13 protein-coding genes are annotated in these 14,480 nt (G+C 69.7%); 2 read left to right on the forward strand and 11 right to left on the reverse strand.

The features are described 5' to 3' along the window. Positions 1–17 precede the first annotated feature (17 nt). On the reverse strand, positions 18–929 hold the full coding sequence (locus J2Z30_RS09090) for a TIGR03619 family F420-dependent LLM class oxidoreductase (RefSeq protein WP_044569649.1): 912 nt from the start codon (positions 927–929) through the stop codon (positions 18–20). A gap of 165 nt (positions 930–1,094) precedes the next feature. On the opposite strand from J2Z30_RS09090, the gene J2Z30_RS09095 reads away from it, so the two are divergent. Further along, a complete protein-coding gene (locus J2Z30_RS09095; protein ID WP_044569651.1) occupies positions 1,095–1,769 on the forward strand; it encodes an N-acetylmuramoyl-L-alanine amidase in 675 nt (224 codons plus the stop codon). A gap of 10 nt (positions 1,770–1,779) precedes the next feature. Here J2Z30_RS09095 and J2Z30_RS09100 read toward each other — a convergent pair whose 3' ends face one another. Both J2Z30_RS09100 and J2Z30_RS09105 read right to left on the reverse strand, forming a co-directional pair. Further along, positions 1,780–3,213 (reverse strand): hypothetical protein, encoded by a 1,434-nt coding sequence (locus tag J2Z30_RS09100; protein ID WP_245387772.1) that lies wholly within the window; start codon positions 3,211–3,213, stop codon positions 1,780–1,782. Positions 3,214–3,419: 206 nt separating this feature from the next. Continuing rightward, positions 3,420–4,589, reverse strand: a complete 1,170-nt coding sequence (locus tag J2Z30_RS09105; protein WP_044569653.1) for a cysteine desulfurase family protein — start codon at positions 4,587–4,589, stop codon at positions 3,420–3,422. Between the two features lie 121 nt (positions 4,590–4,710). Between J2Z30_RS09105 and J2Z30_RS09110 the strand changes: the two genes are divergently transcribed. After that, positions 4,711–5,574 carry an alpha/beta fold hydrolase gene (locus J2Z30_RS09110; protein WP_044569654.1) on the forward strand — a complete coding sequence of 288 codons (864 nt, stop codon included), beginning with the start codon at positions 4,711–4,713 and terminating at the stop codon, positions 5,572–5,574. A gap of 227 nt (positions 5,575–5,801) precedes the next feature. Here J2Z30_RS09110 and J2Z30_RS09115 read toward each other — a convergent pair whose 3' ends face one another. From J2Z30_RS09115 to J2Z30_RS09150, 8 genes are all read right to left on the reverse strand, one after another. Further along, a complete protein-coding gene (locus J2Z30_RS09115) occupies positions 5,802–6,683 on the reverse strand; it encodes an SRPBCC family protein (RefSeq protein WP_044569656.1) in 882 nt (293 codons plus the stop codon). Next, positions 6,680–7,078, reverse strand: coding sequence for an ArsR/SmtB family transcription factor (locus J2Z30_RS09120; RefSeq protein ID WP_044569658.1), 399 nt, complete (start codon positions 7,076–7,078; stop codon positions 6,680–6,682). The genes J2Z30_RS09115 and J2Z30_RS09120 overlap by 4 nt, the downstream gene beginning before the upstream one ends. 62 nt (positions 7,079–7,140) lie before the next feature. Further along, the gene (locus J2Z30_RS09125; protein WP_107073280.1) at positions 7,141–7,800 is read right to left on the reverse strand and encodes a trimeric intracellular cation channel family protein; all 660 of its coding nucleotides are present in this window, start codon (positions 7,798–7,800) and stop codon (positions 7,141–7,143) included. Between the two features lie 52 nt (positions 7,801–7,852). Next, a complete protein-coding gene (locus J2Z30_RS09130) occupies positions 7,853–8,929 on the reverse strand; it encodes an ABC transporter ATP-binding protein (RefSeq protein WP_044581350.1) in 1,077 nt (358 codons plus the stop codon). Between the two features lie 20 nt (positions 8,930–8,949). Further along, entirely contained in the window at positions 8,950–10,092 is a 1,143-nt protein-coding gene (locus J2Z30_RS09135; RefSeq protein WP_044569659.1) for an ABC transporter ATP-binding protein, read from the reverse strand. Further along, a complete protein-coding gene (locus J2Z30_RS09140; protein WP_078957303.1) occupies positions 10,089–11,063 on the reverse strand; it encodes an ABC transporter permease in 975 nt (324 codons plus the stop codon). Before J2Z30_RS09140 ends, J2Z30_RS09135 begins: the two co-directional genes overlap by 4 nt. A 160-nt stretch (positions 11,064–11,223) precedes the next feature. Beyond that, positions 11,224–12,984: an ABC transporter substrate-binding protein gene (locus J2Z30_RS09145; RefSeq protein WP_209468616.1), complete on the reverse strand. Its 1,761-nt coding sequence runs from the start codon at positions 12,982–12,984 to the stop codon at positions 11,224–11,226. A gap of 125 nt (positions 12,985–13,109) precedes the next feature. After that, positions 13,110–14,114, reverse strand: coding sequence for an ABC transporter permease (locus J2Z30_RS09150; protein ID WP_044569663.1), 1,005 nt, complete (start codon positions 14,112–14,114; stop codon positions 13,110–13,112). Positions 14,115–14,480: the final 366 nt, after the last annotated feature.

The following is a 14,480-nucleotide window of genomic DNA, read 5'->3' on the forward strand; positions in this document are numbered from 1 at the left end:
CCCGCCTGCCGCCCCGCTCAGCTCGCCCGCGCCCGCTCCAGCACCCGCCGGACGAGGTCCAGGGCCTGGTCGGCGTCCTTGCCGAGGTAGATCAGGTCGACGAAGGCGTGCTGGACACCCGCCTCTCGCTCGGCCCGGACCAGGGTCGTCGCGATGTCGTCCACGGAGGCGTCGGCGCTCGGGTTGACGCGCAGGATCGCGTCGAATGCCGCCGGGTCCCGGCCCTCCCGCTCGACCGCTTCCCGCACCCCGGGCAGCCGCTCGGCGAGGGCGGCGATGGGGTCGGGCGCTCCGGACGCGGCGGGGACGACCACGATGGGCAGCCAGCCGTCGGCGCGCCGGGCCACCCGGCGCATGGCCGCGGGCGCGAAGGCGGCGAGGTAGACCGGCGGGCGGGGGCGCGAGGCCGGTTTGAGGTCCACGTGGGAGGCGGGCACGGTCCAGTGGTCCCCGCGGTACTCGACCGGGTTCCGGGTCCACCAGGCGTCCAGGGCGTCCAGGCATTCGTCCAGGCGCCGGCCGCGCTCGGCCATGGGGACGTCCACCGCCTCGTACTCCTCGGGCGACCAGCCGGTGCCGAGCCCGACCAGCAGCCGCCCCGCGCTCAGCAGATCGACGGTGGTGAGGGAGCGGGCGAGCAGCGCGGGCGGGTACCAGGGGGCGTTGATGACATCGGTGCCGAGCTCGACCCGCTCGGTGGCCACGGCAGCGGCGGCGAGCACCGCGAAGGGGTCGAGCGCGGCGCGGAATTCGGGCGGGATCACATCGGTGCCCGCGTAGCCGACGATCGGGTCGACCGGGGCGAGCAGGCGGTCCCCGACCCACAGGCTGTCCGCGCCGAGCTCCTCGGCCTGGCGCGCGAACCGCACGATGTCCTCGGGGTGGTGGGCGAGCGGACCGAACTGGGGAAGGGCGAATCCGATGCGCATACCGTCAGCTCCTCGTCGAGCGGATGTGCGGGAGGCACGGGGCCACAGAGACAGTTCAACGTTCATCTACCCGGACGGCCAGAGGGCCATCGCGCGGAACGAAAGGTTCCCGCCATGATCCCGGCGGCCGGAACCCGACGCCCTCCCCCGCACGTTGAGTGTTCCGTGAGCGAGACCCCGACCGGCGGTGGACGCCGCGTCAGCAGGCGCACCCTCCTGATCGGCGGCTCGGCGGCCGGTCTCGGGGCGGGTGTCGCGGCCTATGCCGCGCGGGACGAGCTGGCCCGGATGTGGTGGCGGCTGCCCGGGATCGACAAGCCCCGTAAGGCCGGGGTGGTCGACCAGCCGGGCGCGGAGTGGATCGCGGCCTCGGGCGCGAACTGGCGGTGGGCGGACCGCCCGGACGACTACGCCATCGACCGGGTGGTGATCCATGTGGTCCAGGGCAGCTTCGACGACGCGGTGCGGGTCTTCCGGGACCCCGGACACCGCGCCGCGGCGCACTATGTGGTGCGCCGCGACGGGCATATCGCGCAGTTGGTCCGGGAGCTGGACGTGGCGTTCCACGCGGGGAACCGCTCATACAACGAGCGCAGTATCGGCATCGAGCACGAGGGGTTCGTGAGCGAGCCGAGCTCCTTCACGGACGCGATGTACCGCGCCTCGGCACGGCTGACCGCGTCGATCTGCGAGCGGTACGACATCCCTCGGGACCGTGAGCACATCGTCGGCCATGTGGAGGTGCCGGGCACCGATCACACCGACCCCGGCCGTCACTGGGACTGGGACCGGTATATACGGCTGGTGCGAGCGGTGCGCGTGGCACGGACGGCGAAGTGACAGGCCCGGCTCAGGGGCCGAAGACGACGGCGAGCGGACGGGCCTTGCTGTCGGCGGTGGGCCTGTCAGCCTTGTTGTCGCCGATGTAGAGCTTCTTGCCGGTGTAGATCATGATGCAGTCCCCGTACGTGTCCATGTCGGACTCCGCGTCCTTCATGTCGTCCGGGTGGGTCTGGAGCGTCTCCATCCCGAAGTTCTTGGGATCGACGCGCACGACCCCGCCCCCCTCGCTGTACATGGAGCCCAGATAGGCGATCAGGGAGCCGTCGTCATCGGTCTGGACGGGGATCAGCGACCGGCTCTCCGCCATCTTCGTCTTCCCGGTCTCCTTACCGGTCTTCAGGTTCAGGCCGCTGATCCGGTCTCCGGGGCCGCCGTCGTCCACGTCCACCTCCGAGGAGAGGTAGAGGGTGCTGCTCGCCTTGTCGAGGGCGAGTTGGGTGCAGCCCTCCACGTTCGTGGCCGCGCAGTCGGGCTGGTATCCCTTGGCCAGCACGTCGATCGTGCTGAGCAGCTTGCCCTGCTTGCCGCTGTCGTCGATGGTCAGGATGTCCGTGACCCCCGACCCGCCGTCCGAGTCACCGGTGTCGACGGCCACGACGAGCGGCGCGGTGGAGATCACATGCGCGTACTCGACCTTCTCGTCCAGCTTGTAGGACGACTTCACATCGCGGGTCTTGGGGTCGACCGTCTGGACCTCCAGCCGCTTGGCGCTGGGGTCTTCCTCTCCTTCGCAGCCCCGGATCGCGACGATCTTGTCGTCGCCGCCCGCGTAGCCCTCGTCGTCGCAGTCCGCGACGTATGCGGGCTTCCACAGCGGCTTGCCGTCGAGCGACCAGGCTCCCCCGCCGCTGGTGCCGCCCGCGGCCACAGTGCCACCGCCGATGGTGACCTCGTCGAACTCCACCCCGGCGTTGCCCTCGCTGTCCGACCCCTCCTTCTGCCAGACCAGCTTGCCCTTCTTCAGGTCGACCAGCCCGACCTTGGTGCACGACGCGTCCTCGCCCGCGCCGTCCTGGAACAGGATCGCGGTCAGACCGTCCTTGGTCATATGCGGTGAGGCCCAGCAGAGCTGTCCGCCGAGCGGGATCTGCCACTTGGACTTGGCGCCGTCGAGCGAGTAACCGACGATCTTGTTGACCTCGCCCTTCACAAAGGCCGAGTCGGTCACCCAGGTGCCCATGGTGTTGGCCTCCTTGCCGACCTTCGGCATGGCGACCTTGCCCAGCGTCTTCGCCTGGGCGCCCTTGGCCGAGCCTCCGCTCTCACCGCCGTCGTCATCGGACCCGCAGCCGCTCACCAGGGCGGCCGCGAGGACCCCGCCCACGATCAGCTTCAGGGCCGGCTTGGAGCGCCGCCCCCGCGACGGCGGCCGCCGCACCCCCTGCGGCTGCGGGGACTCGTGCGGCGGCTGGTGGTGCGGCGGCAGCGAAGGCTGCGACATCGATGAACTCCTGGATTTTCCCCGTGAAGAAAACCTGTGCGCTTTCCGCGCATGACAGGTCTCGTTGACGGGTAAATCCTTTCCCACGGCTCTCCGCCATTTCAAGCGGAGATTGATGTTCCGTAGGTTATGTGAAATGGCCGCCGGAACAATTCGAATTCCGTGGTTATGATGAGGCGGTCCGGGCGGGGCCGTCGGCGGGGCCGTCAGCTGAGCCCCGCCCCGCGCGCCCGTTCCACCGCCGGCCCGATCGCCTCCGCGACGGCCTCCACATCGGCCTTGGTCGAGGTGTGGCCGAACGAGAAGCGCAGGGTGCCCCGGGCGAGGTCGGCGTCGCTGCCGGTGGCCAGGACCACATGGCTGGGCTGGGCGACACCGGCCGTGCAGGCCGAGCCCGTCGAGCATTCGATGCCCTGCGCGTCCAGCAGCAGAAGCAGCGAATCGCCCTCGCAGCCGGGAAAGGAGAAGTGGGCATTGGCGGGGAGCCGGCCCGCCGGGTCGGGGTCGCCGCCGAGGACCGCGTCGGGCACGGCGGTACGGACGGCGGTGATCAGCGCGTCGCGCAGGGCGCCGATCTCGCGGGCGAACTCCTCGCGGTGCTCGGTGGCATGCGCACCGGCCACGGCGAAGGCGGCGATGGCCGGGGTGTCGAGCGTCCCGGAGCGCACCTGGCGCTCCTGGCCGCCGCCGTGCAGCACGGGCACGGGCGTGTGCTCACGGCCGAGCAGCAGCGCGCCGATGCCGTAGGGCCCGCCTATCTTGTGGCCGCTGACGGTCATCGCGGCCAGCCCCGAGGCGGCGAAGTCGACCTCGATCTGGCCGAACGCCTGGACCGCGTCGGCATGCAGCGGAACGCCGAATTCGGCGGCGGTGGCGGCGAGTTCACGGACCGGCTGGACGGTGCCGATCTCGTTGTTGGCCCACATGACGGTGGCGAGGGCGACATCCGAGGGATCGCGGGCGATCGCCTCGCGCAGCACTTCGGGGTGGACCCGGCCGAGGGAGTCGACCGGCAGCCATTCGACCCGCGCGCCCTCGTGCTCGGCGAGCCAGTCGACCGCGTCGAGCACGGCGTGGTGCTCCACGGGGCTGGCGAGCAGCCGGACGCGGGCCGGGTCGGCGTCCCTGCGGGACCAGTAGAGCCCCTTGACCGCGAGATTGTCGGCCTCGGTCCCCCCGGCGGTGAAGACGACCTCGCTCGGGCGGGCGCCCAGTGAGGCGGCCAGGGATTCGCGTGACTCCTCGACGGTACGGCGGGCACGCCGGCCGGCGGCGTGCAGCGAGGAGGCGTTGCCCGTGACGGCGAGCTGGGCGGTCATCGCCTGCACCGCCTCCGGGAGCATCGGGGTGGTGGCGGCGTGGTCGAGATAAACCATGGTGGCCTCGATTCTACGAGGCGTTGTGGGGGCGCGTACCGGGTGCGCGGGGGCGCGGCCTTGTCATGGGTTCGCGAGGACCCCTCGACAGGGAGGGTAAGGAGTGTCTACGGTTTTACTCATGACAGGCACTGAGTGGAAGACCGAGTGGAACCTGGACCGCACCTACCTCAGCTCCTCCGGCGAGGTCCGCTGGGCCGCGTTCGGCGCGCCGGACGCGCCGCCGGTCGTGCTGCTGCACGGCACGCCGTTCTCGTCGTACGTATGGCGGGGCGTCGCCCGTGCGCTGGCCGACCGGTACCGGGTGTTCGTCTGGGACATGCCGGGCTATGGGGCCTCCGAGAAACGGGCTGACCAGGACGTCTCACTGGCCGCGCAGGGCCGGGTCTTCGGTGAGCTGCTCGAGGAGTGGGGGCTGACCGGGGAGGGGGCGGGACCGGCCGTCGTCGCCCATGACTTCGGCGGATGTGTCGCCCTGCGCGCGCATCTGCTGCACGGTGCGCGGTATCGCCGGCTGGCGCTGGTCAACGCCCTCGCGCTGTCCCCGTGGGGCTCCCCCACGTACCGCCTGATCGGCGCCCACCACGAGGTCTTCGGGCAGCTGTCGCCCGAGGTGCATCGGGGGCTGGTGCGCGAGTACATCCGCTCGGGGAGCGCCTCAGGGCTGCATCCACGGGTGCTGGAGCGGATCGTGGACGGGTGGTGCGGCGGTCCTGAGGACCAGGCCGCGTTCTACCGGCAGATCGCGCAGAACGATCGGCGCTTCACCGATGAGATCGAGGGGCGCTACGGGGAGATCCGGCTGCCGGTGCTGGTCTGCTGGGGTGCGGACGATGCGTGGATTCCGGTGGAGCGGGGGCGAGAGCTCGCTTCTCGGATTCCGGGGGCGGGGCTTCGGCTGATCGAGGGGGCGGGGCATCTGGTGCAGGAGGATGCTCCGGCCGAGTTCACGGCTGCGCTCAGCGGGTTCCTCGGCGAAGGCTGAGGGGGCGCCTACGGCGTTTGCTTCCCCACCCCGCCCCTTCCCGACTGGGGCTCCGCCCCAGACCCCGGTCCTCAAACGCCGGACGGGCTGGAAGTTCGCCCTGGACGGGCTGGGTGTCAGCCCTGGACGGGCTGGGTGTCAGCCCTGGACGGGCTGGGCGTTGGCGCTGGGCGGGCTGGGCGTTGGTGCTGGGCGGGCTGGGCGTTGGTGCTGGGCGGGTTTGAGGTTCAGGCGCTCATCCGGAGAAGTTCGGCCGCGAAGAGGCCGATGTGGTGGCGCCAGGAGTTTTGGGCTTCGGTGCGTTCCGCGGCGGCGTCCGACGGGCCCGTCTGGGTGAGGATGAGGCGGGCGCCGTGGCCGGTGCCTTCGGTGAGTTCCCAGCGGACCGTTCCGGCGGGGTGGCCGCCGCGCTCCCAGTCGTAGGCGAGCACCCGGGGCGGGCGCGCCTCGGTGATCGGGCCCGCCGGGACCGCGTCCGTACGGAAACCCGAGGGGACCGGCGCCCCGGCCGCTGGTTCGGCGGTGGTGTCGGCGGCCGGGCCGGTCAGCGCCCGCCAGGCCGTCTCGGCGGGGCGGACCAGCTGGCGCTCGAAGCGCAGCCGCCAGCCGCCGTCCTCGGTGGTCTCCACCGCGCCCTCGGCGAGCCCGAACGCCTCGACGTACTGCTCGTGCAGCTCGGCCATGTCGCCGTGGGCGACCTCCTCGCCGCCGAGCAGGGCGGCGAGCCCCGTGATGCAGGCGTGCCAGCCGGAGGCGAAGCTGGCCGCGCCGAAGCGGTCGCCGAAGGTGTGGGTGAGGGTCAGCACAGAGCCCTCGCCCTCGGGGCGCAGCTCCCAGCGGAGCTCGTCCTCGCCCCAGGTGAAGGCGAAGACATGGGGCGGGTCGAGCTCGGTGACGACGCCGTCCATGTCCGGGCCCTCGCGCCCGGGGAAGACGAAGCCCATCCGGCCCCCGACCTTCAGCTCGACCTGAACCTCGGAGGGGAACCAGTGGGCGAGCTGGGCGGGCTCGGTGAGCGCCCGCCAGACCTTCTCCGGGGGATGGGCGAGCCGGCGCTCGAGGCGCAGGGCCGAGCGGCCGCCGTCGGACTGGGCGAGGGTGTCTTTCATGGCGCTTCTCCGTCGGGTGGGTCGGGGGGTGCGTCGGGGGGTGCGTCGGGCGCGTCGGGTGGCTCGGGTCCGCCGGTCACCTCGGCGAGCTCCGGCATCGTGTCCAGGTGTCGTTCGAGCGCGTCGAGACGGTCGGTCCACAGCCGACGGTACGGCGCCAGCCAGGCGTCCACCTCGGCGAGCGGCTCCGGGCAGAGCTCGTACCAGCGGCGCTGGGCGTCCCGGCGGACCCGCACCAGACCGGCCTCGCGCAGCACCCGCAGGTGTTTGGAGGTGCCCGGCTGGGTGAGCCCCAGGTGCTCGGTCAGCTCGCCGACCAGGCGGGGCCGCTCCAGCAGGAGGTCCAGGATCTGCCGTCGACTGGGCTCCGCCAGCACATCGAACGGTATGGCCATGACCTCAACATAACGACACAGCTATATAACCGCAAGGGCATGAAAGCGCGGAACGAGCCCCCTCAGGGCTCCTCCGTCGCCGTACTGCGCCGGTTCCACGCCCTCGGCGCCCGCCAGCCGAACCGCATCGCCGCCAACCGCACCGCGAATGCCACGGCGGCCGCGAGAGCGCTCGTGGCCGCCGTAAGGGCGTCGAAATGGAGCAGCAGCGCCGCTGTCGAGGAGCCGACGATGGCCGGGACGGCGTACAGGTCCCGGTCCCAGCGCAGCAGCGAGGGCACCTCGTGGGCGAGGAGGTCGCGGAGCACACCGCCGCCGACCGCCGTGGCCATGCCGAGGGTGACGGACGAGGTGAGGCCCAGCCCGAAGTCGTGCGCCTTCATCGTGCCCTCGACGCAGAACAGCCCCAGCCCGGCCGCGTCGAAGACCCCCACCGCCGCCGTGATCCGCTCGACCTCGGGGTGGAGGAAGAAGACGAGCGCGGTGGCCACGAGCGGGGTGAGGAAGTAGCCGAGGTCGGTGAAGGCGATGGGCGGCACCGCGCCGATCACCAGGTCACGGAAGACACCGCCGCCCAGCGCGGTGACCTCGGCGAGCACCGCCATGCCGAAGACATCGAAGTTCTTCCGCACGGCGAGCAGCGCGCCGGATATCGCGAAGACGAAGATCCCGGCGACTTCCAGGGCGTGCTGGATGGACGGGGTGAACAGTTCGGTGGGCACGCGACATTGTTATCCGCGAGGGCCCACGGCCCCGTCCGGACCCCGTCCCGTCTCAGCTGTCGGTCTTCTTCGTCACCTTCTGTGCCGCCTCGGCGCCGGGCTTCTCCTGCGGTGCCTGGTCAGCCGCGTTTTCCGGGTGGTGGCAGGCCACCTGGTGGCCGGTGGCCAGTGACACCAGCGGCGGCTCCTGCTGCTTGCACACCTCGGTCGCCTTCCAGCACCGGGTGTGGAAGCGGCAGCCGGAGGGCGGGGCGATCGGCGACGGCACATCGCCCTTGAGCAGGATCCGCTCCCGCTTGGCGCGCCGCCTGGGGTCCGGCACCGGCACGGCGGACAGCAGCGCCTTGGTGTACGGGTGCATGGGGCGCTCGTAGAGGTCCTTGCGGTCCGCCAGCTCGACGATCTTCCCCAGGTACATCACCGCGATCCGGTCCGAGACATGGCGGATGACCGACAGGTCGTGCGCGATGATCACATACGTCAGGCCCAGCTCGTCCTGGAGGTCGTCCAGCAGGTTGACCACCTGCGCCTGGATCGACACGTCCAGTGCCGACACCGGCTCGTCGGCCACGACCAGCTTGGGCTTGAGGGCCAGCGCCCGAGCGATGCCGATGCGCTGCCGCTGACCGCCGGAGAACTCGTGGGGATAGCGGTTGTAGTGCTCGGGGTTGAGCCCGACCAGCGCCAGCAGCCGCTGGACCTCCGCCTTGATCCCGCCCTCGGGGGTGACGCCCTGGAGCCGGAAGGGCGCGCTGACGATCGCGCCCACGGTGTGCCGGGGGTTCAGCGAGGAGTACGGATCCTGGAAGATCATCTGGACGTCGCGCCGCATCGGCCGCATCTGGGCGGTGTTGAGATGCGTGATGTCCTTGCCCTCGAACTCGATCCTGCCCGAGGTGGGTTCGAGCAGCCGGGTGACCAGCCGCCCCATGGTGGACTTGCCGCAGCCCGACTCGCCCACCACGCCCAGGGTCTCCCCCGGCCGGACGTCGAAGTCGAGCCCGTCGACCGCCTGGACCGCACCGGACTGCCGCTGGAGCAGCCCCTTCTTGATGGGGAAGTGCTTGACCAGACCCGACACCTTGAGCAGGGGCTCGGGCGACGTCGTCGCCTTCTCCGGGACCGTCATCTTCGGATCCTTCGTGTCGGTCACAGCTTCGGCGCAATCTCTTCGGTCCAGATCCGGGTGCGCTCCTCCTGCGTCATATGGCACGCGGAGAAGTGCCCGCCGCCCCCGGCCTCGGTGAGCTCCGGCCGCTCGGTGCGGGTGATGTTGTCCTTCGGCACCTCGGCGTACGGGCAGCGCGGGTGGAAGGCGCAGCCTGACGGCACGTTGATGAGGCTGGGCGGGGAGCCCTTGACCGGGATGAGCCGCTCGGTCTGGTCGCGGTCGATACGGGGCATCGAGCCCAGCAGTCCCCAGGTGTACGGGTGCTGGGGCTCGTAGAAGACCTTTTCGGCCGGGCCGCGCTCGACACAGCGGCCGCCGTACATCACCAGCAGATCGTCGGCGAGCTCGGCGACCACGCCCAGGTCATGGGTGATGATGATGACCGCGGAGCCGAACTCCTTCTGCAGATCCCGGATGAGGTCGAGGATCTGGGCCTGGACGGTGACGTCCAGGGCGGTGGTCGGCTCGTCGGCGATCAGCAGCTCGGGGTTGTTGACCAGCGCCATCGCGATCATGGCGCGCTGGCGCATACCGCCGGAGAACTCGTGCGGATAGCTGTCCACCCGCTTGTCGGGCTGCGGGATGCCGACGCGGTCCAGCAGCTCGATCGCGCGCTTGCGGGCCACCCCCTTGGTGACCTCGTGGTGCACCCGGTACGCCTCGATGATCTGGCGGCCGATGGTGTAGTACGGGTGCAGCGCGGACAGCGGATCCTGGAAGATCATCGACATCTCGCGGCCGCGCAGCTTGCGCACCTCGTCGGGGTCGGCGCCCAGCAGTTCCTGGCCGTTGAGCCAGATCTCACCGGAGATCCGCGCCTTGCGGCGGCCGTACTGGCCCGCGGTGTGCAGCCCCATGATGCCGAGCGAGGTGACGGACTTGCCGGAGCCGGACTCGCCGACGATGCCGAGCGTCTTGCCCTTCTCCAGCCGGAAGCTGAGCCCGTCCACGGACTTCACCAGACCGTCGTCGGTCGGGAAGTGGACGTGCAGATCGCGCACCTCGAGGAAGGCGGTGGGGGCGGGCGAGCCCGCCGCGGCCACCTCGCCCACGGCGGCGGTCCCGGTGGCCGGCAGATCGCCGTTCCCGGGCTGTCCGGAGGGCTTGGTCAGGTCGGTCATCCGAGCCTCACTCGCGGGTCGATGACGGCGTACAGGAGGTCCACGACGAGGTTGGCGATCACGATGAAGACGGCCGCGATCAAGGTGACGCCGAGAATGACCGGCAGATCCTTCTCGGTGATCGCGTTCACCGCGAGCCGCCCGAGGCCGGGCAGGTTGTAGGTGGTCTCGGTGAGGACCGCGCCGCCCAGCAGCGCGCCCAGGTCGAGGCCGAGCAGGGTGAGAACCGGGGTCCAGGTCGAGCGCATCGCGTGCCGGCCGATCACCACCCGCTCCCGCAGACCCTTGGCACGGGCGGTGCGGATGTAGTCCTCTCCCATGATCTCCAGCATGGTGGCCCGGGTGAGCCGGGCGTACATCGCCGCATAGAGGAAGGCGAGCGTGATCCATGGGAGGATCAGGCTCTCGAACCACATCGCCGGATCGTCACCGAGCCCCTTGTAGTCCACGTTGACCCACTTCAACGAGTAGCTGAAGATCGCCAGCGAGAGCAGACCGGTGAAGTAGATCGGCAGCGAGACACCGGCCAGCGCGACCGTCATCGCCGAGCGGTCCCACAGGGTGCCCCGGCGCAGCGCGGAGACGACACCGGTGGTGATGCCGCCGACCAGCCACAGCAGACAGGCGCCCGCGGCGAGCGAGAGGGTGACCGGCATGGCGTCGGTGAGCTGCGGCCACACCGCCTGCTCGGTGCGGAAGGAGTAGCCGAAGCAGGGCGCCGGGCAGTGGGTGACGTCCGTGCCGCTGGCGTAGTCCCGGCCGACGAAGAGGCCCTGGACGAAGTGCCAGAACTGCACCAGGACCGGATCACCGAGACTGAGCTTCTGCCGGATGCCCTCGATGGCCGCGGGGTCGGCCTGTTTGCCGACGAACAGCAGCGCGGGATCGGCACCGGCCCACTTCGGGATCACGAAGAAGATGGCGAAGGTCGTAAGGGTGACGACCAACAGCATCACGACGACGGCGAACAAGCGCCGGATGAGATAAGCAAGCACTGTGCGCGGCCCGGGGGTGGCCCGTGACCCCCCGGTTGAGGGGGATCACGGGCCACCGCCCGCGGCCATCACCTGCCCTTCGGGCCTATCGGGTGCGGCGACGGTTAACGTGTGTGGCGGATCCGGTGACCTGCCGTCACTTGACGACGCCCAGCTGGGAGTAGTCGTAGCGGCCGTTGTAGGCCGCCGACGAGAAGACGTTCGTCAGCCGCGAGCTGCGCCAGGAGATGTTCTTCTCGTAGATGAACGGCATCTGCACGGCCAGGTCGCTGACCTTGTGGTTCATCTTCTGGTAGATCGCCCCGGCCTTGTTGGGGTCGGTCTCCTTGAGCGCGTCGTCGAAGTACTGGTTGATCTCCGCGTTGTTGGTCTCGGAGACGTTGTAGTTACCGGTCTGCTCGATGAAGCGGCCGTCGATCAGCGGCTGGGAGAAGCCCTGGCCGGTGGGGAAGTCCGGGCCCCAGCCGGTCATGGACAGGCCGTAGCCGCGCTTCTTCATCACCGACGGCGAACCGGTGATGCTGGCGGAGGTGCTGCCCTGGATCGGCTCCACGTTGAGGCCGATGCCGACCTTCTTCAGCGAGGCCTGCAGCGCCTCCGCGGCCTCGACCTCGGCGGGCTGGTCGCTGCGGGCCACGATGCTGGTCGAGAAGCCGCCCGGCTTGCCGCACTGCTTGAGCTCGTCCTTGGCCTTGGCCGCGTCCGGCTTGCCGCCGCGCTTGAGGATGCCGTACGGGTCGTAGTTGTCCGCGCCCTTCACGCTCTTGGGGAGCATGTTGGTGGCGAGGTCACCACCGGCCTGCGGGCCACCGCGGGTGGTCTGGAGCGACTTGTAGTCGGTGCCGTAGATGACCGCCTTGCGGCAGTGGATGTTGTTGAACGGCTTGACCTTGGTGGTGAAGTCGACGTACCGGACGAAGCTGGTGGTGATGTTGTCGACGTTGCCCTTGTGCTGCTTGAGGGCCTCGTTACGGCCCGAGGGGGTCATACCCGTGGCGCTGAGGAAGACGTCGTAGTCGCCCTTGATCAGCAGCCGGTCGATCGCCTCGAGGTTGGAGTTGAAGGTGACCGAGACCTTGTCCGGCAGGGCCGGGCGGATCGGGTCGGAGGCCTTCTTCCAGTTGCTGTTGCGGACCAGCGACAGGCTCTTGCCCGGGGTGTACGACTGGACCTTGTACGGACCGGAGGAGAACGGCCGGTTGGTGTACTTGGCGCCGGTGTCCTTGTCCGCCTTCACCGGGGAGCCGGTCGGCATCGCGAGCATCTGCTCGAAGTCACCGTTGGGCTTGGCGAGGTTGAAGACGACCGTCTTGTCGTTCGGCGTCTCAATCGCCTTCAGACCCAGCTTGTCCTTGGACTTGTCCTTGTACGGGCCCTTGTACTCGCCCTTGGGGTCCAGGACCTGGCGCAGATAGCCGGGGCCGCCGGAGACGACGTCCTTGGCCCAGATGCGCTCGATGCCGTACTTGACGTCCTTGGACGTGATCGGGGAGCCGTCCTCCCAGGTGATCCCGTCGCGCAGGGTGTAGGTGTAGGTCTTGCCGCCGTTGGTGATCTTGCCGGTGGAGGTGGCGAGGTCCGGCATCAGCTCGTTCGCGGCGTTGCCCGGCTTCGGCGTGTAGGAGATCAGTTGGCGCGCGTAGAAGCGGGAGAAGTCCCAGGCGAACCCGTAGTACTGACGCTGCGGGTCGAGGGAGTCGAACTCCTGCTTGTTGATGAACTTGAGGGTGCCGCCCTTCTTGGCGGACTTGGCCGCGACACCCTTCACCGCGGCGTTGAACCCGGCGCCCGAGCCCTCGTCGCCGGAATCGCCACCGCCGCAGGCGGCGGTGGCCAGCAGAGCGCCGACGACAGCCGCCGCTCCGGCGATCCGCCTGCTTCTCGAGAGCCGTTTCATAGTTGCTGCAACCTCCGGGTTAGCGGTCCTAGGCATGGCGCCGCGGAATACCTTGGGGAGCCGTCTGCCGGATGCGGCAGGGGCTGATGCGTTCGAGTGCGACCGGGCGGCCGTGTGCCGCGCCGTCATCGGGTGCCCTTCGGATCCAGTGCGTCGCGGACGCCGTCGCCGAAGAGGTTGAAGGCCAGCACCGTGACGAAGATCGCCACACCCGGGATGATCATGAACATCGGGTCGTCCTCGTAGGTGCCGACCGCCTTGGAGAGCATCTGCCCCCAGGAGGCGGTGGGCGGCTTCACGCCCGCGCCGAGGAAGCTGAGCGCGGCCTCGGTGAGGATGTTGGTGGGGATCATCAGCGTCGCGTAGACGGTGATCGGCGCCACCAGGTTGGGCAGCAGCTCACGGAAGAGGATGTAGCGCCGGCCCGCGCCCAGGCTCCGCGCGGCCTCGATGTACTCCTTCTCGCGCAGCGACAGCGTCTGGCCGCGCACGATGCGGCCGACGTACGGCCAGCCGAAGAAGCCGATGACCGAGACCAGGATCGCGATCCGCACCCCGCTGCCGGTCAGCCCCAGCAGGTCGTTGGGGAGCACCGAGACCAGGGAGATGATGAAGAGCAGCTGCGGGAAGGCCAGCAGCATGTCCATCACCCGGCTGATCACCGAGTCCACCCAGCCGCCGAAGTACCCGGCGATGATGCCGAACACGGTGCCGAGGACCACCGCGACCACCGCCGCGAGGAAGGCCACAAGCAGCGAGATCCGGGCACCGTAGACGACCCGGCTGAAGACGTCGCGGCCGTTGGACGGCTCCACGCCGAAGAGGAAGTCCGAGCTGATGCCGCCCATGGACCCCTTCGGGGTGCCGAACAGCGGGTCGATCTCCTCCTGGTGGAACTCATTGGGCGGATGCCCGAGCAGACTCACGATGAGCGGAGCGAAGATCGCCACCAGCACGAGGAAGACGACAACGATGCCACCCGCCAGTGCGAGCTTGTCGCGCTTCAGGCGTGACCAGGCGATCTGCCGTAGCGATCTGCCTTCGACGGACGCTTTGACCACATCCGCCGCTACATCGGCAGTCGCGACCGGATCGCTGTCCGTGCTCGTGCCGTGCAATGGTGCCGTCATCGTGGTGGAGACCCCTCTCGACCGGTGGTGACCGGCCCACGACTCGCCGCTGTGGCGGCTTCGTTCACAACCTGGGTGAAAGTCGCGTTCTGGTACGGAACCTTCTCGGAAGGGGTCGTACACAGGAACCGCACCCCTTGGAGCGGGAGTCTTCAACGCGTTTGTGATCACCCGCCAGTACTCCCGGGCAATGGATGCCTAACCGTGATGTGAGGAGTACCGCTCCGCTATACGGACGGTCGCGACACGAGAACGCAGCAGTAACCTCGCGCCCGTAATGGGGTGTTCGGCCCGATAGGGGCGGAAGGCCGGTCGGGCAATCCCGTCAATCGGTGCGCGGCTCAGTACGCGGCGGGACGCGGTGGC

This window comes from Streptomyces iranensis, assembly GCF_017874715.1.
GTDB lineage: Bacteria > Actinomycetota > Actinomycetes > Streptomycetales > Streptomycetaceae > Streptomyces > Streptomyces iranensis.

Coding starts and splice junctions, on each gene's coding strand:
- J2Z30_RS09100 (WP_245387772.1), bottom strand. CDS start 3,213: ATGTCGCAGCCTTCGCTGCCGCCGCACCACCAGCCGCCGCACGAGTCC.
- J2Z30_RS09120 (WP_044569658.1), bottom strand. CDS start 7,078: ATGGCCATACCGTTCGATGTGCTGGCGGAGCCCAGTCGACGGCAGATC.
- J2Z30_RS09115 (WP_044569656.1), bottom strand. CDS start 6,683: ATGAAAGACACCCTCGCCCAGTCCGACGGCGGCCGCTCGGCCCTGCGC.
- J2Z30_RS09130 (WP_044581350.1), bottom strand. CDS start 8,929: ATGACGGTCCCGGAGAAGGCGACGACGTCGCCCGAGCCCCTGCTCAAG.
- J2Z30_RS09135 (WP_044569659.1), bottom strand. CDS start 10,092: ATGACCGACCTGACCAAGCCCTCCGGACAGCCCGGGAACGGCGATCTG.
- J2Z30_RS09110 (WP_044569654.1), top strand. CDS start 4,711: ATGACAGGCACTGAGTGGAAGACCGAGTGGAACCTGGACCGCACCTAC.
- J2Z30_RS09145 (WP_209468616.1), bottom strand. CDS start 12,984: ATGAAACGGCTCTCGAGAAGCAGGCGGATCGCCGGAGCGGCGGCTGTC.
- J2Z30_RS09150 (WP_044569663.1), bottom strand. CDS start 14,114: ATGACGGCACCATTGCACGGCACGAGCACGGACAGCGATCCGGTCGCG.
- J2Z30_RS09105 (WP_044569653.1), bottom strand. CDS start 4,589: ATGGTTTATCTCGACCACGCCGCCACCACCCCGATGCTCCCGGAGGCG.
- J2Z30_RS09090 (WP_044569649.1), bottom strand. CDS start 929: ATGCGCATCGGATTCGCCCTTCCCCAGTTCGGTCCGCTCGCCCACCAC.